The organism is Vibrio sp. SS-MA-C1-2 (assembly GCF_021513135.1).
In the GTDB taxonomy this organism is placed as follows: Bacteria; Pseudomonadota; Gammaproteobacteria; order Enterobacterales; family Vibrionaceae.
The window spans coordinates 458832-479391 of sequence record NZ_CP090981.1 but is presented as its reverse complement, the minus strand read 5'-3'; the positions used below and the strand labels follow the sequence as shown (position 1 = coordinate 479391).

General features: G+C 41.0%; 21 protein-coding genes. 14 read left to right on the top strand and 7 right to left on the bottom strand.

The features are described 5' to 3' along the window. The first annotated feature begins 5 nt into the window (after positions 1-5). Both rph and pyrE read left to right on the top strand, forming a co-directional pair. Entirely contained in the window at positions 6-722 is a 717-nt protein-coding gene (gene rph / locus L0B53_RS06775) for a ribonuclease PH (protein WP_235061387.1), read from the top strand. Positions 723-811: 89 nt separating this feature from the next. Then, positions 812-1456: an orotate phosphoribosyltransferase gene (pyrE, locus tag L0B53_RS06770; RefSeq protein ID WP_235061386.1), complete on the top strand. Its 645-nt coding sequence runs from the start codon at positions 812-814 to the stop codon at positions 1454-1456. A gap of 70 nt (positions 1457-1526) precedes the next feature. On the opposite strand, the gene slmA is transcribed toward pyrE, so the two are convergent. The 3 genes from slmA to coaBC all read right to left on the bottom strand — a co-directional run bounded on the left by slmA (position 1527) and on the right by coaBC (position 4023). Then, positions 1527-2117: a nucleoid occlusion factor SlmA gene (gene slmA / locus L0B53_RS06765; RefSeq protein WP_235061385.1), complete on the bottom strand. Its 591-nt coding sequence runs from the start codon at positions 2115-2117 to the stop codon at positions 1527-1529. Between the two features lie 212 nt (positions 2118-2329). After that, positions 2330-2785 (bottom strand): dUTP diphosphatase, encoded by a 456-nt coding sequence (gene dut / locus L0B53_RS06760; protein ID WP_235061384.1) that lies wholly within the window; start codon positions 2783-2785, stop codon positions 2330-2332. Then, complete coding sequence (gene coaBC, locus L0B53_RS06755; protein ID WP_235061383.1) at positions 2782-4023, bottom strand: bifunctional phosphopantothenoylcysteine decarboxylase/phosphopantothenate--cysteine ligase CoaBC; 1242 nt, start codon at positions 4021-4023, stop codon at positions 2782-2784. Before coaBC ends, dut begins: the two co-directional genes overlap by 4 nt. 321 nt (positions 4024-4344) lie before the next feature. Here coaBC and radC point away from each other — a divergent pair, with 321 nt between their 5' ends. From radC to L0B53_RS06730, 5 genes are all read left to right on the top strand, one after another. After that, a complete protein-coding gene (gene radC / locus L0B53_RS06750) occupies positions 4345-5013 on the top strand; it encodes a RadC family protein (RefSeq protein ID WP_311197316.1) in 669 nt (222 codons plus the stop codon). Between the two features lie 229 nt (positions 5014-5242). Then, the gene (rpmB, locus tag L0B53_RS06745) at positions 5243-5479 is read left to right on the top strand and encodes a 50S ribosomal protein L28 (protein WP_235061382.1); all 237 of its coding nucleotides are present in this window, start codon (positions 5243-5245) and stop codon (positions 5477-5479) included. Between the two features lie 10 nt (positions 5480-5489). Further along, positions 5490-5657, top strand: a complete 168-nt coding sequence (gene rpmG / locus L0B53_RS06740; protein ID WP_235061381.1) for a 50S ribosomal protein L33 — start codon at positions 5490-5492, stop codon at positions 5655-5657. A gap of 234 nt (positions 5658-5891) precedes the next feature. Further along, positions 5892-6701, top strand: coding sequence for a bifunctional DNA-formamidopyrimidine glycosylase/DNA-(apurinic or apyrimidinic site) lyase (gene mutM, locus L0B53_RS06735; protein WP_235061380.1), 810 nt, complete (start codon positions 5892-5894; stop codon positions 6699-6701). 315 nt (positions 6702-7016) lie between these two features. Beyond that, positions 7017-8021, top strand: a complete 1005-nt coding sequence (locus L0B53_RS06730) for an NAD-dependent epimerase (RefSeq protein WP_235061379.1) — start codon at positions 7017-7019, stop codon at positions 8019-8021. 133 nt (positions 8022-8154) lie between these two features. Here L0B53_RS06730 and coaD read toward each other — a convergent pair whose 3' ends face one another. Beyond that, positions 8155-8634: a pantetheine-phosphate adenylyltransferase gene (gene coaD / locus L0B53_RS06725; protein WP_235061378.1), complete on the bottom strand. Its 480-nt coding sequence runs from the start codon at positions 8632-8634 to the stop codon at positions 8155-8157. 198 nt (positions 8635-8832) lie between these two features. Here coaD and L0B53_RS06720 point away from each other — a divergent pair, with 198 nt between their 5' ends. Next, positions 8833-9540, top strand: a complete 708-nt coding sequence (locus L0B53_RS06720; protein ID WP_235061377.1) for a 3-deoxy-D-manno-octulosonic acid kinase — start codon at positions 8833-8835, stop codon at positions 9538-9540. Positions 9541-9559: 19 nt separating this feature from the next. On the opposite strand, the gene waaA is transcribed toward L0B53_RS06720, so the two are convergent. Then, complete coding sequence (gene waaA, locus L0B53_RS06715; protein WP_235061376.1) at positions 9560-10855, bottom strand: lipid IV(A) 3-deoxy-D-manno-octulosonic acid transferase; 1296 nt, start codon at positions 10853-10855, stop codon at positions 9560-9562. 474 nt (positions 10856-11329) lie between these two features. On the opposite strand from waaA, the gene L0B53_RS06710 reads away from it, so the two are divergent. Continuing rightward, positions 11330-11953 carry a TetR/AcrR family transcriptional regulator gene (locus tag L0B53_RS06710; RefSeq protein WP_235061375.1) on the top strand — a complete coding sequence of 208 codons (624 nt, stop codon included), beginning with the start codon at positions 11330-11332 and terminating at the stop codon, positions 11951-11953. 42 nt (positions 11954-11995) lie between these two features. Here the strand turns inward: L0B53_RS06710 and L0B53_RS06705 are convergent, their stop codons facing one another. After that, complete coding sequence (locus L0B53_RS06705) at positions 11996-13129, bottom strand: peptidoglycan DD-metalloendopeptidase family protein (protein ID WP_235061374.1); 1134 nt, start codon at positions 13127-13129, stop codon at positions 11996-11998. A gap of 16 nt (positions 13130-13145) precedes the next feature. After that, the gene (gpmM, locus tag L0B53_RS06700; RefSeq protein WP_235061373.1) at positions 13146-14690 is read right to left on the bottom strand and encodes a 2,3-bisphosphoglycerate-independent phosphoglycerate mutase; all 1545 of its coding nucleotides are present in this window, start codon (positions 14688-14690) and stop codon (positions 13146-13148) included. Positions 14691-15197: 507 nt separating this feature from the next. On the opposite strand from gpmM, the gene L0B53_RS06695 reads away from it, so the two are divergent. The 5 genes from L0B53_RS06695 (at position 15198) to uvrD (ending at position 20558) form a co-directional block, all read left to right on the top strand. Further along, positions 15198-15638, top strand: coding sequence for a rhodanese-like domain-containing protein (locus tag L0B53_RS06695; RefSeq protein ID WP_235061372.1), 441 nt, complete (start codon positions 15198-15200; stop codon positions 15636-15638). A gap of 72 nt (positions 15639-15710) precedes the next feature. Next, positions 15711-16178 (top strand): protein-export chaperone SecB, encoded by a 468-nt coding sequence (gene secB, locus L0B53_RS06690; RefSeq protein ID WP_235061371.1) that lies wholly within the window; start codon positions 15711-15713, stop codon positions 16176-16178. Between the two features lie 15 nt (positions 16179-16193). Continuing rightward, on the top strand, positions 16194-17204 hold the full coding sequence (gpsA, locus tag L0B53_RS06685; protein ID WP_235061370.1) for an NAD(P)H-dependent glycerol-3-phosphate dehydrogenase: 1011 nt from the start codon (positions 16194-16196) through the stop codon (positions 17202-17204). A gap of 235 nt (positions 17205-17439) precedes the next feature. Further along, entirely contained in the window at positions 17440-18264 is an 825-nt protein-coding gene (cysE, locus tag L0B53_RS06680) for a serine O-acetyltransferase (RefSeq protein WP_235061369.1), read from the top strand. Between the two features lie 116 nt (positions 18265-18380). Continuing rightward, positions 18381-20558 (top strand): DNA helicase II, encoded by a 2178-nt coding sequence (gene uvrD / locus L0B53_RS06675; protein WP_235061368.1) that lies wholly within the window; start codon positions 18381-18383, stop codon positions 20556-20558. Positions 20559-20560: the final 2 nt, after the last annotated feature.

The window sequence follows — 20560 nt, the reverse complement described above, 5'->3', positions numbered from 1 at the left end:
GCACCATGCGTCCAAGTGGAAGAGTAGCCGAGCAAGTTCGTGATATCACATTTACCCGAGACTTTACCCTTTATGCAGAAGGGTCTGTATTGGTTGAGTTTGGCAATACTAAAGTGTTGTGTAACGCAACGGTAGAAGAGGGTGTGCCACGCTTTCTAAAAGGCAAAGGACAGGGTTGGGTCTCTGCTGAATATTCAATGTTACCGCGTGCAACTCACACTCGTAACCGTCGTGAATCTTCGACAGGTAAGCAAGGTGGACGCACGATGGAAATCCAACGTCTGATTGCGCGTAGTCTTCGTGCTGCGGTTGATCTTAAGAAGTTAGGCGATTACACCATTACGGTTGATTGTGACGTTATCCAAGCCGATGGCGGAACACGTACCGCTTCGATTACGGGTGCTTGTGTTGCTCTTGCTGATGCGATTAATAAATTGGTTGAGCAAGGCAAGTTAAAAGAGAGTCCATTAAAAGGGATGATCGCGGCAGTGTCTGTGGGTATTTATAAAGGTGAGCCAATCTGTGATCTTGAATACCTAGAAGACTCAGATGCCGATACCGACATGAATGTGGTCATGACGGAAGATGGTCGAATGATTGAGGTGCAAGGTACCGCAGAAGCAGAACCTTTCAGCCATGAAGAATTAATCTCAATGCTGGCGCTAGCTAAGGGCGGCATTGACGATATTATTACTAAACAGAAGGCCGCATTGGCTGACTAATTTAGTGTTTAAGAATGACTCATTGAGAGTCATTTTTTTTGCCTGAAAAATGGCACAGGGATAATAGTAAAGATAATTACGGAGTACATATGAAAACCTACCAACGTGAATTTATTGAGTTTGCTCTAGAGAAGCAAGTATTAAAGTTTGGCGAATTTACCTTAAAGTCAGGCCGCATTAGCCCATACTTTTTTAATGCTGGGCTGTTCAATACAGGACGTGATTTAGCACGATTAGGTCGGTTTTATGCAGAAGCGTTAGTCGATGCTAACATTGATTACGACCTACTCTTTGGCCCTGCTTATAAAGGGATCCCAATCGCGACAACAACTGCGGTTGCCCTATCGGAGCATCATGATATTGATCTACCGTATTGCTTTAACCGCAAAGAAGCAAAGAATCATGGTGAAGGTGGCAATCTTGTCGGAAGTGAACTGACGGGTAAAGTGATGCTGGTGGATGATGTGATCACAGCAGGTACGGCGATTCGTGAATCGATGGAAATTATTGCAGCGAATGATGCAGATTTAGCGGGTGTGCTTATCTCTTTAGATCGTCAAGAGCGCGGTAAAGGTGAGTTATCTGCCATTCAAGAAGTGGAGCGTGACTTTGGCTGTAAAGTTATCTCTATCGTGACACTGAATGATTTAATCGCCTATCTTGAAGAGCGTGGCGACATGGCAGACTCACTGGCTTCAGTTACGGCTTATCGCGCAGAGTATGGTGTAGCTTAACTTGATTCAATTTTCTGTATAAGTTGACGTTGCAGTTGGATTGACTGCAACGTTTAGTCAAATAGCGAAACTATTTTATCTGTAGAGAGAGAAGTTCCCAATACTGCTCAAAGTTATCCGTTGGCTTGTATCTAAAGTTAGAACGAACATAGCGAGATAAACTCCCTTCAACTTGGCCTAAAAGCTGTGCCGATAAGATTGACTCATCGATGGCAAAGGCCGTTCCTTCACGAATTTTTCTTTCACGTAAAATCTGTTTTATTTGAGTTTCAATACGCTCAAATAGCTGATTAATACGAGCCTGTAAGCGCTCCTGTTCAAACATCAACGCATGACCAGTCATAATTCGAGAAAGCCCCGGATTCTTTTCACTAAAGCCTAAAATAAGCAAAAGAATGAGTCGTAGGCGAGTCATGGTATCTTTTTCATCATCAAGAATAAGATTAATTCTTGATGTTAATGAATCTTCAATATATTGAATGAGCCCTTCAAACATCCGAGCTTTACTTGGGAAGTGTCGATAGAGAGCAGCTTCTGATACACCTACTTGAGCCGCTAATTTGGCTGTTGTAATCCTTTGATTTCCTTGATTAGATTCTAGCATCTGAGCCAATGCTTGAAGAATATCATCACGGCGACTATTTTTTTTATTACCAGCCATGGTTAGTAAACCCTCATTCCTATCTACTTTATTGTATCTGCTTATTATAATTGGATGTCTGATGTGAGTAACATTCAATATTTTAAGGGTAGAGTATAATCACTAAAATAATCAGTAATTCTCTTAAAAAAGAGAAGTGCAGCTTTTATCGCCCGCACTTCTCTTAATTTTTTATTGTTTTTTATTATCAATGAATAATGCTATTGGAAGCGTTATTGACGCCCAGAGTGACCAAATCCGCCTTCACCGCGATCAGATTCATCGAAATCGTTAACAATATTGAATTGCGCCTGTACCACAGGAACGAAAACCAGCTGAGCGATACGATCACCAACTTCAATGGTAAAGCTGTCGTTACCTCGGTTCCAAACAGAAACCATTAGCTGTCCTTGGTAGTCTGAATCAATCAAACCCACTAAGTTACCCAAGACGATACCGTGTTTGTGACCAAGGCCTGAGCGAGGAAGAATGGTCGCAGCCAGTGATGGATCACCAATATGAATAGCCAATCCAGTTGGAACAAGATGAGTCTCACCAGGATTAATGGTTAATGCTTCGTCAAGGCAAGCACGGAGATCAAGTCCCGCTGAGCCACTTGTCGCGTAAGCTGGAAGTGGAAATTGCTCACCAATACGAGGGTCGAGAATTTTCAGATCGATATTTTTCATTTTTTAGCTCCACGATAGAGAGAGGTAATCTCAGTAATAAGTTGCTGGCCGAGCTCTCTCTTTGATGTAAGAGGCAATGGTTTATCCCCTTGCGGCCAGTATAGATGTAATGCGTTAGATTCGCTATTGAACCCTTGCCCTTGTAATGAGACGTCGTTGGCACAAATTAAGTCAAGATTTTTACGTGCCAGTTTACCTTTGGCATACTGACTAACATCTTGAGTTTCTGCGGCAAACCCAACGGTATAAGGACGATTTTCCTTTAAATTAGCAACGCTTGCAACGATGTCAGGGTTTTTTACTAGCTTAATTATCATCTGATCATTGCCGTCAGTTTTCTTCATTTTTTGTTCTGAAATCTGTTCTGGGCGGAAATCAGCAACAGCGGCACAAGAGATGAAAATGTCACATTTCCCTACTTGATTGTGGACAGCCTCGTACATTTCGTCTGCACTATCGATGTCAATTCTCACACTGTTTTTGGGTGTCACTAGGTTAACTGGGCCGCTAATTAAGGTGACATTCGCACCTGCGTTGATTGCCGCTTCCGCTAAAGCAAAGCCCATTTTCCCTGAACTTTGGTTAGATAAGTAACGGACAGGGTCGATAGCTTCACGAGTTGGTCCTGCAGTGATGACGACATTTATATCAGCTAGCGTTTGAGGAGTGGATTGTTCTGAAAAATGGGTTTCGACATGATGCACCAAGGTCATTGGATCTAACATGCGTCCTGGTCCTACATCACCACACGCTTGTTCACCACTTGCAGGGCCCCAGATAATAAACTTGCGACGGATTAAAGTTGCTAAATTTTCTTGTGTTGCAACGTTGAGATACATCTGTTGATTCATTGCAGGGGCAATGGCGATAGGGGCATTGGTCGCTAAACAGATAGTTGAAAGAAGGTCATTCCCCATACCCGCTGAGATTCTCGCAATAATATCGGCCGTTGCTGGAGCGATCATGACAATATCAGCCCATTTAGCCAGTTCTATATGTCCCATAGAAAGCTCTGCTGCAGGATCGAGTAAGCTATCTGCGACAGGATGGCCTGAGACTGCTTGCATAGTGAGAGGCGTAATAAACTCTTTTGCTGCATGTGTCATAACAATACGGACTTCTGCGCCACGCTCGATTAAGCGACGAGTGAGTTCAGCACATTTATAGGCAGCGATACCCCCGCTGATCCCTAAAACGACTTTTTTACCTGATAATGTTTGTATGATTTCCGTTTGCATGATGTTTACCTTCGAGCTTTTAGTACCTATCAAATGAGTACCTGCCAAACAATGTAAGGATTTTACCATATCTTGACATATTGATCAGTGCTTCAAGTTCACTCTGTTTTTGCGACGGAACTCAAAGGTTACTGTTTGTATTCGATAACTTATCTATATTTTTATTTGTCTTTCGTTGGAATATCTATTTTTTTTCTTATTTTTGTTCTGACTTTATCGATATTTTATTTTTAAATTTTATTCTTTATTTGTTTCATTTATGAGTCGACTCATTGAGTGATCTTTTTATTTGTTAACTTATCGATAAGGCGGTTTTTTGTGATCAAACATCTGCCACAAGAGATGCTGCCGAGAGAAAAGCTACTTTCTCATGGCGCGAGTTCTCTTTCAGATACTGAATTGCTGGCACTTTTTCTTCATACCGGAACGAAAGAGATGAATGTATTACAGTTGTCAGACTTAATGTTGAAGCAATTTGGCTCTTTGCGAGGACTTTTATTGGCAGAGCAACATGCTCTATGCAGTGTTAAAGGAATTGGTATTGCCAAGTTTGTTCAGTTACAGGCGATCCATCAATTTATTGAGCGTTATTTGGCGCAGTCCATCGATTTGGGTAAATTTTATACCAGTTCGGAAGAGGTTAAAAAATATCTAATCAGTAAACTTCGAGATAAAAAAAGAGAAGTTTTTGCTGTTTTATTGCTCAATAATCAACATCAAATCATCAGTTATCATCAACTTTTTGAGGGAACAATCAACAGTGCAACCGTTTATCCGAGAGAAATAATCAAATTATCGTTAGAAAAAAATGCAGCGGCGGTCATTTTAGCGCATAATCACCCCTCGGGAATCGCAGAACCTAGTCAAGCCGATCGACGGATAACAAAAACCATTATTGATGCGTTATTGTTAGTCGAAATCCGTGTTTTAGACCATTTTGTAGTCGGAGAGGGGAAAGTTGTCTCTTTTGCTGAAAGAGGTTGGGTTTAATTTTTTTTGCTTATTTGGTTGAAATTTAATCACTTTTTGATGAAAAGTGAAAAAAAATGATCAAAAAGTGCAGAAAGGATCTGCTCGGGACTTGAGCAAATGGCCTTGAGTTAGTATAATGCGCGACCTTTGATAGCCTTGGTTATATTATCAATTGAATAAGCAATTGATAACTAGGTTTTAGCCGCCAAGGTTGATATCGAGCTGAAACGATTTGGAGAAGACAGTAATGTCACGAGTATGCCAAGTAACTGGCAAGCGTCCAGTAGTGGGTAATAACCGCTCTCACGCAAATAATGCCACCAAGCGTCGTTTTCTGCCGAACCTGCAAACTCATCGTTTCTGGGTAGAAAGCGAAAAACGTTTTGTAAAACTACGTGTATCTGCTAAAGGCATGCGTATTATTGATAAAAAGGGTATCGAAGTCGTTCTTACTGACTTACGTACCCGTGGTGAGCGAGTATAGGAGTTAGACAATGGCTAAAGGTATTCGCGAAAAGATTAAACTAGTATCATCTGCTGGTACTGGACACTTCTACACTACAGATAAAAACAAGCGTAACATGCCAGGAAAAATGGAGATCAAAAAGTTTGATCCTGTTGTTCGTCAGCACGTTATGTATAAAGAAGCTAAAATCAAGTAATTGATCTTCACTTCTTAATAAAAACCTAGCCTTGTGCTAGGTTTTTTTATACCTGCAATTCAGAGAATCTAGCTATCTTTTATGCTTGTCATTACTAGACCTATATACTCTTCTTAATTGAAGCTGCTAGGTTGTTGGTGATGTTTTTTCGCCTCAATCATATAATTGATCTATAGATTCTTTAGATATAAACGATTAACAGTGATAAATTTTTTGACTGAAAAAGGATGAATCATGCCTGAGTTACCTGAAGTTGAAGTGAGTCGAATGGGGATTACACCGCATTTAACGTCTCATCGTGTCACGGATGTTATTTTACGTCATCATCAACTGCGCTGGCCTATTCCTGATGAGTTGCAGTTACTGAAAGGGCAGGTGATACGTCATATCTCCCGTCGTGCAAAATATTTAATCCTTGAGACAGATATTGGCAGCGCAATTATTCATTTAGGAATGTCGGGGAGTTTACGAGTGGTTAATCAAGCGACTCCCGTTGCTAAACATGATCACGTTGATGTTGTGATGGATAATGGTAAAGTCCTCCGTTATAACGACCCTCGTCGCTTTGGAGCGTGGTTATGGCAAGATTTGGGTACAGAGCACGCCGTTCTATCTAAATTAGGGCCAGAGCCGTTACAGGACGATTTTAACCTAGAATATTTTTATCAAAAATTGCAAAAAAAGAAGAGTGTCATTAAACAGATGATTATGGATAACAGCGTGGTGGTTGGGGTGGGGAATATTTACGCCAATGAGTCACTCTTTTCTGCCAAAATCGATCCAAGACGACCCGCTAATCAACTCAGCAAAGCAGAAGCGAGTTTACTTCTTGATGAGATCAAAACGATTCTAGCCAAAGCAATTACCCAAGGCGGCACAACATTAAAAGATTTTACTCAAGCTGATGGTAAGCCGGGCTACTTTGTTCAACAGTTGCAAGTGTATGGTCAAGGGGGTAAGCCGTGCCCGGTTTGTGGTGAGATCCTTGAGCAGGTCAAAATTGGTCAACGTGCGACGGTGTTTTGTGCTGAATGCCAAAAATAATCTATCCCTTTCTTACTTGAAGCTGCTAGGTTGTTGACGGCGCTCATCGATTCACAATGCAATTAATGTGGTTATATTACGGTAATTGATTCATTTTAAAGTAGATTAAATAATATTTAATCTATTTATCAATAACATTGACCAAAAATAGTACCGAGCGAGTTATTGATTTTGTTAATTAAATGATAAGCTAATTATATTACTGACTTACAGTTAAGCTTCTTGGTTATTTATGCTCTTTTATCGTATCTGTAATAACTAAGTGATCCATTCGTCATCTGTAAATTGTCTTACAGAAGCTAAAAGGTTTAAATTATGAAGTATTTAGTAACAGGTGCAGCCGGTTTTATTGGTAGTGCTGTGGTTGATCGTCTTTGTGCTCAAGGGCATCAAGTGATCGGGATTGATAATCTGAATGATTATTATGAAGTGAGCCTAAAAGAGGCACGTTTAGAACGTATCGCCAATCCGTTATTTACTTTTTTCCGTTTAGATCTAGCGGATCGTGAAGGGATGGCTGAATTATTTGCCGAGCAGCAATTTGATCGTGTCATTCATTTAGCCGCTCAAGCTGGCGTTCGTTACTCGATTGATAATCCGTTAGCGTACGCTGACAGCAATTTAGTGGGACATTTAACCATTCTTGAAGGGTGTCGCCACAATAAAGTGAAGCACCTTGTCTATGCATCATCGAGCTCTGTGTATGGTTTAAACAAAAAGATGCCATTTGATACTAAAGACTCGGTTGATCACCCTGTTTCTCTCTATGCAGCAAGCAAAAAAGCCAACGAGTTGATGGCTCATACTTATTCTCATCTTTATGATGTACCAACAACAGGTCTGCGTTTCTTTACGGTTTATGGACCTTGGGGACGCCCAGACATGGCACTGCAAAAGTTTGCTTCAGCCATCGTAGAAGGTCGTGAAATTGATGTCTACAACAATGGCGAAATGAGCCGTGACTTTACTTATATTGATGACATTGTTGAAGGAATTATCCGTATTCAAGATGTGATCCCAGCTCGAGATGAAGAGTGGACGGTAGAAGAGGGCTCTCCTGCGACAAGCTCTGCCCCTTATCGTGTTTACAATATTGGTCATGGTAGCCCAGTGAAGTTGATGGACTATATTGAAGCGTTAGAGAGTGAATTAGGTATCGAAGCGAAGAAGAACTTCATGCCAATGCAACCGGGTGATGTTCATGCCACTTATGCCGATACTGAAGCCCTATTTGAAGCGACGGGTTATAAAGCTCAAGTGAGTGTCAAAGAAGGGATGAAGAATTTTGTCGCTTGGTTCCGTGAGTATTATAACCACTAAGTTATCGATCACTTTTTGTTGAGTTAGATTTCGATAAAATCAAGGTCATTAAGTGTTCCGCTTAATGACCTTTTTTGTTTTTATACTTTCTGCACTTTTTTCAATTCTAGTTTTTCTTATATACCTAGCAACTTCAAGTATAACGAGCCATGACTTGTTGTTCGACAATTGGATCAACAAACTGCTTAATATCCCCACCATGCAGTGCAATCTCTTTGACGATAGAGGAAGAGATAAAACCATTGCCCTCCGATGGTGTTAAAAAGACCGTCTCTAACTCAGGCATTAAACGGCGATTCATATTGGTTAGCTGAAATTCATACTCAAAGTCCGAGATAGTTCGAACCCCACGGATTAAAATATTGGCTTGATACTCTTGAGCAAAATCGACCAATAAACCTGAAAAGCCGACAATCTCAACATTATCGAGATGAGAGGTCACTTGTTGCGCTAAAGTAACTCGCTCCGCTAAATCGAACAGAGGTTTCTTACTTGGACTTGATGCAATGCCAACGACAACAGAATCGAAGATTTTTGCTGCACGTTCAATTAAATCTACGTGACCATTGGTGATAGGATCGAAAGTGCCGGGATAAATTACACGGTTTGTCATTGATATCTGCCTTTATTCAAACGACGAGGATAAAAAGTTACTGTTTTGCATTATGCAGTTGCCCGATTCAATTGTAAAATATCCTCTTTATTATCTTATTATTTGAAATAGCTAGGATTGCCCAAACGATAACAAGCTAAACTTCAAGTAAGATGAATTTAAGACTAAGTCAGCCAATATGATGAGGAGTAGATTGCAGTGGAGCAACAGACAATAGGAAATCAAGTGATTTGGTTCAATCGAGATTTGCTAACAGAAGATCCTGCGGTCTGTTTTGAACCTCAGTTTTGGCAACAACAAAATCGGGTAATTGGCTCGGCACAAGGTCGTGGAACAACATGGTTTGTGCGCGGAGAACGTATTGAGATGGCACTGCGTCACTATCGTCGTGGTGGACTATTCGGTCGGTTTATCAAAGACAGTTATATTTTTAGTGATTGGCAGCAGACTCGTCCAGCTCAAGAATTAGCCTTAATGGAAAAGCTGGTGGAAGGTGGTGTTCGAGTTCCTAGGCCTGTAGCGGGTCGAGCGATTAAGTCAGGTCTATTTTATCGTGCTGATTTATTGGTTGAAAAGATTGCAAATGGAAAAGACTTAGTTGGCTTATTACAGTTAGCGCCTTTATCTCATGATATTTATGTCAAAATCGGTGAAATGGTGCGTAAAATGCACGATCTTGGTGTATGCCACACCGACCTTAATAGCCATAATATTTTGTTAGATGATCAACAACAAGTTTGGATTATTGACTTTGATAAGTGTGGTGAAAAGAGCGGTGAAGGATGGAAAAGTGATAACCTTGCTCGCTTAAAACGTTCTTTTATTAAGGAGCAAGGAAAACGAAATATTCACTGGAGTGAGCCTGATTGGCAAGCACTTGTGGATGGCTATAATCTTCTTACTTGAGTCTCTCAACACTACGTTTTTATTTTGTTGTTACTTGAAGTTGTTGAATTGCCGTAATGGTTTTTGCTACTGCACCTTGATTCTTGTTGACAACAGATAATCCCGCAACTCCCATGCTATTTTGTCGTTCAGGGTGCTTGAAAAGGCTACTTATTTCAGTTGCTAACTGCTGACTATCATTGATTACCATTAATGCGCCAGCGGTTTGAAGCTGCTGAGTAATATCTTTAAAGTTAAAAAAGCTCGGGCCAGTAATGATCGGTTTCGCTAATGCTGCGGGTTCTAACATATTGTGACCACCGACTTTCTCACCAATTAAACTACCAGCCATAAAAGTAATGTCTGCTGCGGCAATCAGTTTTAACATTTCACCCATGGTATCTCCCAAATAGACTTGGCTCTGCTTAAGTTGTTCTGGGCTATTTTCTATTGTACGGCGAACGGTGTTAAACCCATATTCGACTGAAAGTTGGAATACGTCATTAAATCGCTCGGGATGACGAGGGATTAAGATTAATAGCGCATGAGAGTGTTGCTGTAAAATTGTTTTGAATGCCGATAAAACTTGCTTATCTTCGCCTTCATGGGTGCTTGCTGCTACCCAAACTGGTCGTTCTGCACCTAATTGTTGACGCAGTATATGTCCTGATTTCATCACCTCTTCACTGATATCGATATCAAATTTAATCGAGCCCGTCACTGTTAACTTATTTTGTGGAACCCCTAGTCTTAAAAAGCGGTCTTCATCCTCTTTATGTAGGCAAAGTAGATGATCAATGTTGCGGGTGATTTGACGAAATAGAGAATGAATTTTTTGATAATTATCTGCAGATTTTTGCGATAAGCGTGCGTTGATAATCGCAATAGGGATCTGTTGTTTATGGACATAGTGGAGCGTATTGGGCCATAACTCAGTCTCAATAATTAATAGTTTTTGAGGTTTTATTTTTTTAAGAAATCCATTGATGCAAAAAGGAAGATCGATGGGCATATAACGATGTTCAACCAGATCACCTAAACGTGCTATTTGCTCAGCTCCGGTACTGGTGGTGGTGGTTACCACAATGGTTTGATTTGGATTTGCTTGCTTTAAGGCTTTAATTAATGGAATCGCCGCCAAAGACTCACCAACTGAAACTGCGTGAATCCAGATTGGTGGATTTTCACTCTGATCTGTTAACTTTGGAGTCAAGCCAAAGTGCTCTTTCCAACGCGTACCAAACGTAGGTTTTCCTGGTCGTTTTTTATAAAGGCTATAAAGCAGTATTGGGGCAACAAGAGATATAAGAAATGTATATATCCAACGAAATAACATGGGAGCATCCTAGTGAAAGAGTTCTGTTAATTATACTATTTTGACTCATATAGTTAATATTAATCATGATAAAAATAGCGTATTATTTCTTTAAATATTCAGTTTTATCGAATCTATATTTAATTAAGATAAGAATATTTACACGATTTGTGTATGGAAATCTTAATATACCTAAAATAATTGGAGTTGCTAGTAGGCAGTAAGTGAGTGACGCCAACAACCTAGCGACTTCAAGTATGAAGGGTACAGATATAAGCATTGATAATAATTCAATGGATGTTTAATTAGGTATATACCAAAAGTCATTGAAGTTACTAGTCGTCGGCAAGTGAATGAAGTCTCCTGAGTATAGGCATGCTATATGACTGGAATGAACGTAACCAACAACCTTGTGACTTTAAGTAAGAAGAGTATAACTAGATACGACGTGTAAGTATTATTATATATCGAATAGGTACGGATAAAGGTAGGGAAATGAAAACAAAAGATCGTATAGTGCAAGTCGCTTTAGACCTGTTTAATGAGCGCGGTGAACGTAATGTTACTACTAATCATATTGCTGCTAGTTTAGAGATGAGCCCTGGAAACCTCTATTATCACTTCCGTAATAAAGAGCAAATTATCTATGCGATTTTTAATAATTATGCACATGACTTGCAGACTCACTTTGTCCCTCAATCCAATCCTGATGAGACCATTGATGGTTTAGCGAATTACGTTGATGCGATCTTTTTAATCATGTGGCGTTACCGCTTTTTCTACGCCAACTTACCCGACATTTTAAGTCGTGATAAGCAATTGAAAGCGGATTATTTAAGCGCTCAACAACATCTACATAATAATTTGATCTGCCTGCTGATGTCGTTACAACAGGTGGGGTTTTTAACCTTAGATGAAGGTGAAATCCTAACCTTAACGAATACATTAAAGATTGTCGCATCGAGTTGGGTAAGCTATCAAATTGCACACTCACCAACAGCTCGAATTACTGAGCAGGTGATTAATCAAGGTGTGTTACAGATTTTGTCGATCGTGAAGCCGATTACATCAATGAAAGGGCGTGAAAAGATTAATGAGTTGGAGGGGCGTTACAAATAGTCTGAACGACAAGTTACTTTTCATAGCATTCAATGATAATGGTTATTTTAACCAAGATTTAGGGTTGGTGGTTTTTCCTTTGCGGCGGATTTCAAAATAGAGCGCTGATTGAGATTGACCACCACTATTACCGACTAATGCCACGTTCTCCCCACGTTGAACCGTATCTCCTGCTTTTTTTAGTAATGTTTGATTATAACCATATAGGCTCATATCGCCTTTACCATGGTCGATCACCAGCATTAAACCATAACCTCTGAGCCAATCAGCAAAGACGACTTTGCCTGGCGCAATGGCTTTCACTGAGGTTCCTGAACTGCTTGCAATGACTACCCCTTTCCAGCGTAGCTCTGAAGACTGCTTTTCACCATAGTTATGAATAACACGGCCTTTTACAGGCCAAGGTAATTTACGTCTTTGATTGCTCAACCCTTTCATCGAAACCGGTGCTTGTGCAGCAAGTTTTGCGATTTTTTCCATCTCTTTCTTTAGGGCTAATTCACTCTGTTTTAGCTCTGAAAGGTAGCTTTTATTCTGTTTAACGCGTTTAGTGATTTCACCTAATGTACGTTTACGTTTTGCCTGTTCAAATTCAAGCTTACGTTTTTCTTTCTGTTGTTTGGTTAATAAACGTTCTTGTTTCGCGCGATTATCACTGAGTTCTGCTTGTTTACGTTCTAACTCTTGCGTCAATTTTTGGTAGGAGATTAATGCATCAATGCGGGCTTGGCTTAGTGCTTCTGCATAGATCGCTAATCGGTCAACTTGATCAGCTGGTGTTGATCCTAACCAGCGTTGCAGTCCATCACTTTTTCCTTGGCGGTATTGTGCATCAATAAGTTGCTTTAATAGCTCTTTTTGCGCAATGACTTCTTGGTTAAGTTCGGATCTTTTATCGGTAAGCTTATTGATATGGGTGTTAATTTCGGAGACTTGTTGTTGTTGTTTATGAAGGTCTTTAGCAACCGTCGAGATTTTGATTTCTTGAGATTTTAGATCTTTCCTAAGATCTGAATATTTCCGTTCCTCTACATTGATCTGTTGCTGTTGGCGTTCAATCTCTTGCTTCATGCCATCGAGCTGTTTATTGGCAAAGCTCGGTGCGGTTAACAGACACAGAAAAACGCCAGTGCAAAAAGCACCGGCGTGAAATGTAGGGGTGAATCTTGAAATCATCTCTCGCATGGAGCGATTATTTCAGATTGAACAGCGACTTACCAGTCATCTCAGCAGGAATTTCCATACCCGCTAAAGTTAACATGGTTGGAGCTAAGTCAGATAACTTACCACCTGATACTAATTCTCCTTGTTTATCACCAACATAGATTAGTGGAACAGGAAGATTTGTGTGTGCCGTATGTGCGACACCTGTCTCAGCATCAACCATCACTTCTGCGTTACCGTGGTCGGCAGTGATCAGCAGCTCACCGTTAACAGAGCGAATTGCTTCAACAACTTGGCCAATACAGGTATCAACTGCTTCACAAGCTTTGACTGCTGCATCATAAACACCCGTATGACCAACCATATCGCCATTTGGATAGTTACAGATGATCATGTCGAATTTGTTGCTCTTGATTGCTGCAACCAGTTTTTCAGTTAACTCAGGTGAACTCATTTCAGGCTGTAGATCGTAAGTCGCAACTTTTGGTGAGTTGATTAATTCACGCTCTTCACCTGGGAAGATATTCTCAATGCCACCATTGAAGAAGAACGTCACGTGAGCATACTTCTCTGTTTCAGAAATACGTAATTGAGTTTTTCCTTGTTGAGATAACCAATCACCTAATGTATTGCTCAACGTTGATGATGGGAATGCGATAGCGGTATCGATATCTGCAGCATACTCAGTCAACATCACGAAGTCAGCCAGCACCGGTGTTTTTGCACGAGTAAAGCCATCAAAATCAGACATAAATGTACGAGTAATTTCGCGAGCTCGGTCAGCACGGAAATTCATGAAGATAACAGCGTCACCGTCTTCAATAGCTGCTGACTCTTGGCCTTCTGCACAAACAACAGATGCTTGCACAAACTCATCATTTTCATCACGAGCATAAGCGGCTTCTAATGCTGCAGGGGCATTCTCATAAGTGAATGTGCCTTTTGCTTCCGTTAATAACTCGTAAGATTTCTGTACACGATCCCAGTTATTATCACGATCCATTGCAAAGTAACGACCAATTAAAGAAGCGGTGCGACCTTGACCCAGTTCTTTGAATAGTGCATCGAAACGCTCAAGAGAAGCTAATGCGCTACGTGGTGGTGTATCACGACCATCTAAGAAGCAGTGAAGGTAAAGTTTTGTTGCACCACGTTTTGCTGCAAGCTCAACCGCTGCTGCAATGTGATTTTCGTGACTGTGAACGCCACCTGGAGATAGGAGACCCATGATGTGTACAGCTTTATCAGCAGAAACTGCTTTATCAACGGCGGTGGTTAATACTTCGTTCTCGAAGAAATCACCATCAGCAATTGATTTTGTAATGCGAGTAAGCTCTTGGTAAACAACGCGACCAGCGCCTATGTTTACGTGTCCAACTTCAGAGTTACCCATTTGACCATCAGGTAGACCTACATCTAGACCAGATGCTGAGATTAGGGTGTGCGCTTCATTTTCCCACAAACCATCCATAACAGGAGTCTTCGCATTTGCGATTGCGTTAGATTGCAGGTCTGGGCGGTAACCCCAACCATCAAGAATAACAAGTGCTAGTGTTTTTTTAGCAGTAGACATAATAGGCCTCTTAAATAATAAAAATAACAACTTAAAGGTTAAAATTTTCAAATTACCGTAATTTTACTACATATTGATGTGATACCGATAGAAGATATTACAACAATAACGCAATCTTAGTGATCAGGAAGTCGCACCTTTCAATTATAGGTGATAAGGAGTAAAAAAGTTGCTTCTATTATTTTAGGGGTAGATGCCTGTATTTCAGGTATAGGAACATGAAGTCTTAATCTTTTACTGTTGATGAATCACTGTAATGACGTCACCACTAGACATTTTTTAACATGAAAATACCAGATAAAAAGTATGGTTTAATTTTTTTTAGGGAAAAAGTAACCAATTCAAAGTGTAATTTTATTAGATTTTAATCTTAATCAAGGGAATTTCTATTGTTGATAGGTGAGGAACGCCGCGGAATGAGAATCATCCCCTGTACTTGAGACGATTACCTAGTATACTCTGATTCCAAATATTACACTCACTATAACAGGTCGAGCCAAACAGACTATGCAAGAATATATTACCTTTTTTACCGCTAACCCTATCTTATCGCTAGCTTGGGTGGGTATCTTTGTTGCGATTCTCGTGACATATGTTAAACAAAAATCAGCAACGTATACGATTGTTTCTCCAGCAGAAACAACACGTCTTCTTAACCGTGAAGAAGGTGTAATTGTTGATATTCGTTCTCGTGATGAGTATCGTCAAGGGCATATTGCTTGCGCTCACCACATTTTGCCAAGTGATATTAAAAACAATACATTTGGTGAGCTTGAAAAGCATAAAAATACCCCAATTATAGTGGTATGTAAAACAGGCCAGACATCGATTGCTAATGCCGATGAGCTAACTAAAGCGGGTTTCACCTCGGTTTCTGTTTTAAAAGACGGTTTAATTTCTTGGAATGAAGCGAGCATGCCGCTTGTTCGTAGCAAGAAGAAGAAATAATTTTCACTAGGTTAGTTTTGTTAATTAGCCAAAATATTCATACTTAAATAGAAAAGAAAGAAGGATTTGATCATGGCTGAAGCAGCTACAGCAAACGAGAACCAAAACTTTGCAATCCAACGTGTATTCCTAAAAGATGTTTCTTTTGAAGCGCCAAACTCTCCAGATATGTTTCAAAAAGAGTGGAATCCAGATGTAAACCTAGATCTAGATACTCAAAGCCGTGCACTCGCTGAAGGCGTATTTGAAGTTGTTCTTCGTCTAACTGTAACCGTTAAAAATGCAGATGATACTGCATTCTTATGTGAAGTTCAGCAAGGTGGTATCTTTGCTATCGAAGGTATGGAAGCAAACCAACTAGCTCATTGTCTAGGTGCGTTCTGTCCAAATATCTTATTCCCATACGCGCGTGAAACTATCTCAAGCCTAGTTGTTAAGGGTACTTTCCCACAACTTAATCTTGCGCCAGTAAACTTTGATGCATTGTTCATGAACTACCTTCAGCAGCAAGCACAAACTGAGCAAAACGAAGAAGCTTAATTTAAAAGGCAGAATATGAAATCTGAAAACGCAGTCATCACAGTACTGGGTGCAGGATCTTATGGTACATCATTAGCGATTGCTTTAGCCCGTAACGGCAATAAAGTGGTGCTATGGGGACATGATCCAGCGCATATGGAAACACTGGAGCAAGATCGTTGTAATAACGCATTTTTACCTGGGATACCATTTCCAGCTTCATTAGTGATTGAGAGCGATATTCAGAGTGCAGTAGCGGCGAGCCGAGATCTGTTAGTTGTTGTACCAAGCCATGTTTTTGGTTTAGTACTCAAACAGATCAAACCGGTATTACGAGAAGACTCGCGCCTTTGCTGGGCCACAAAGGGTTTAGAACCACATACTGGGCGTCTGCTTCAAGATGTGGCGACAGAAATCCTTGGTGATCAGATTTCATTAGCGGCTCTTTCTGGGCCGACCTTTGCGAAAGAGTTAGCCGCTGGACTTCCTACGGCAATTGCAGTGTCATCGAATGACCCACAATTTGTCAGTGATTTGCAAAAAGAGATTCACTGTAGTAAATCACTGCGCGTTTATCGAAATCATGACTTTATTGCTCTACAGCTTGGTGGTGCGATTAAAAATGTGATTGCGATTGCGGCTGGTATCTCTGATGGTATTGGTTTTGGTGCGAATGCCAGAACAGCACTGATCACACGAGGCTTAGTTGAAATGTCTCGTTTGGGTGTTGCACTTGGCGCGGATCAAAAGAGCTTTATGGGGATGGCAGGATTGGGCGATCTAGTCTTAACCTGTACCGATAATCAGTCTCGAAACCGTCGCTTTGGTTTAGCGTTAGGGCAAGGTTGTGATGTTGAAACTGCACAAAATGACATTGGTCAGGTTGTGGAAGGTTATCGTAACGCCGAAGAGGTTTGGAATTTAGCTCAACGTTATCAGGTCGATATGCCGATTGTTGAGCAGGTTTATCTGGTTCTTTACCAAGGTAAGCGTACCGATGATGTGGTGAAAGATCTGCTTTCTCGCGAGATGAAAGACGAATCTTAACTATTGTTTCAACCGTTCAAGGTTTAACTCAAAATTACTGAATGATAGAGATAGCGTGAGAATTTTTGTTCTTACGCTATTTTTTTATCTGTTAAAAATTAAGATTATAAGAATACCGCCGTTGTTCATTGCTAATCTCTTCAATTAAATCATTTTTTATTAGAAATCTTCTCTTTGTTGCAATACAGTTATTAGGTGAAAGGCGTCGTTAATCTATGTTACAGGAGTATTAGATATGTCAGAGTGTCAATTGGGGACAACAACTTGGCAACGGATTTGTCAAGAAGCCAGAGAGCAAGCTGAAGAAGAGCCAATGCTAGCCAGTTTTTATCATGCGACAATTCTCAAGCATGATAATTTAGGCGCAGCTTTAAGCTATATTCTAGCAAATAAGTTAGCGACAGTTTCCATGCCAGCCATGGCGGTTCGTGAAGTGGTTGAAGAAGCTTATGAAAAGAACCCTTGTTTAGTTGAAGCGGCTGCGGCAGATATTGAAGCAACCGTAACTCGAGATCCTGCGGTGGGCATGTGTGCAACACCATTGCTTTATTTAAAAGGTTTCCATGCGCTACAAGGTTATCGGGTTGCGAATTACCTTTGGGGAGAATCGCGTTTTGCCCTGGCTGTTTACTTACAAAATCAGATTTCAGTGACTTGCCAAGTGGATGTACACCCTGCCGCGAAAATTGGCCAAGGAATTATGTTTGACCATGCAACGGGAATTGTGATTGGAGAAACCGCGGTTGTTGATGATGATGTCTCAATCTTGCAAGATGTCACTTTAGGGGGAACAGGAAAAGAGACCGGCGATCGTCACCCTAAAATTCGTGAAGGCGTAATGATTGGAGCTGGGGCTAAAGTGTTGGGTAATATTGAAGTCGGTATCGGGGCTCAGATTGGATCTTGCTCTGTGGTTTTACAGCCTGTACCTGCTCACACCACGGTTGCTGGTGTTCCTGCCAAGATTATCGGTCGTCCAGATACTGAAAAGCCCTCTTTAGAGATGGATCAACAATTTAATCATCCTAATAACACCTTTTTTGGTGGTTCTGGTATCTAATATAATAAAACGATCGGGGTAAACCAGATTGTAATAGATAAGAATACCGCCTCCTACTCGCATCGCTAGGGGGTTTCGGTATATACTCACAATCATGTACAAATAACCAGTGAATAATGATGGACGTATCAAGCTTGCTTCACGGCCTTAATGATAAACAGCGCGAAGCTGTGGCCGCCTCTTTAGGAAATCATCTTGTTTTAGCCGGAGCCGGGAGTGGTAAAACTCGCGTCCTTGTCCATCGTATCGCTTGGTTACTTCAAGTTGAACAAGTGTCACCTTATGCAATCATGTCAGTGACCTTTACCAATAAAGCCGCTGCTGAAATGAAAGGGCGTATTGAAGAGTTGATGCGTGGCAGTGCAGCGGGGATGTGGAATGGCACTTTCCACGGTATTTGTCACCGAATTTTGCGTGCTCACTATTTGGATGCCAACCTTCCTGAAGATTTTCAAATACTAGACTCTGATGACCAGATGCGCTTATTACGTCGACTGATCAAAGCGCAAAATCTTGATGAGAAACATTGGCCAGCTAAGCAAGCTGCTTGGTACATTAATGAGAAGAAAGATGAAGGATTACGACCTCGTCATATCGACCCATATAATGATCCGGTGGCAAAAACGTGGTTACAAATTTATACCGCTTATCAAGAAGCGTGTGATCGTTCAGGGTTAGTGGATTTTGCGGAAATACTGCTACGGACTCATGAACTTTTACGTGATAAAAAGCATATTCGTGAACATTATCAATCTCGCTTCCAACATATTTTGGTGGATGAATTCCAAGATACCAACAATATTCAATACGCTTGGTTACGAATGATGGCAGGTAAAGACTGCTGTGTGATGATTGTTGGAGATGATGATCAGTCGATCTATGGCTGGCGTGGAGCAAAAATTGAAAATATTCAGAAATTTGTCACTGAATTCCATCAAGCTGAGACTATTTTCCTTGAGCAAAACTACCGCTCAACAGGTACCATTCTAAAAGCCTCTAATGAACTGATTGCTAATAATACCGAGCGAATGGGTAAAGAGCTTTGGACAGATGGCGTTGATGGTGATCCTATCTCACTTTACTCTGCATTTAATGAGTTAGATGAAGCCCGCTTTGTGGTGAGTAAAATTAAATCTCACTTTGATTCTGGTGGCACATTAACCGACTGTGCCATTCTCTATCGTAGTAATGCACAGTCACGTGTACTGGAAGAGGCTTTACTGCAACAGCGGTTACCATATCGAATTTATGGTGGCATGCGCTTCTTTGATCGTCAAGAAATCAAGGATACCCTCGCTTATCTTCGTTTAATCGGTAATCGCAATGATGATGCTGCCTTTGAGCGTATTGTGAATACTCCAACTCGTGGTTTAGGGGATCGTACCCTTGAGACGATTCGTAAAGCGGCTCGAGATCGTGGTGAAACCATGTGGCAGAGCTGTGTTGCTTTACTCAATGAACAAGTGTTAGCGGGACGTGCTGCAAACTCTCTGCGTCGTTTTATTGAATTGATTGATGCACTAGAAGATGACAGTCGAGAAATGGCTCTCTTCCAACAGACCGATTTAGTGATCCATAATTCGGGTCTTAAAGCGATGTATCAGCAAGAGAAGGGCGAGAAAGGCCAAGCTCGTATTGAAAACTTGGAAGAGCTGGTCACGGCAACTCGTCAGTTTGAAGTGCCAGAAGAGGCGGATGATATGAGTCCGTTATTGGCATTCTTATCTCATGCAGCTTTGGAAGCGGGTGAGGGGCAAGCGGATGCATTTGAAGATGCGGTACAGCTAATGACCCTCCATAGTGCAAAAGGGTTAGAGTTTCCACTGGTCTTTATGGTCGGTGTTGAAGAGGGAATGTTCCCAAGTCAAATGTCGGTTGAGCAAGCCGGACGTTTAGAAGAAGAGCGTCGTCTCTGTTATGTGGGGATGACCCGTGCGATGGAGAAACTTTACCTTACTTATGCTGAGATGCGCCGTCTTTATGGTAAAGAGATGTACCATAAGCCGTCACGCTTTATTAAAGAGATCCCTGAACACTTCGTTGAAGAAGTACGAATGAAGGCAAAGGTGAGTCGAACTCAATCGAGCGATAGCCGTTTTAGCAATACCAAACAGAACGCTAACTTTAACCAAACTGGATTCAATTTAGGACAAAGAGTGAGTCACGCTAAATTTGGTGAAGGTACCATTATCAACTTTGAAGGTACAGGCGCGCAGAGCCGTGTTCAAGTTGCATTTAATGGTGAAGGAATTAAGTGGTTAGTGACACAATACGCAAACCTTACACCGATGTAATG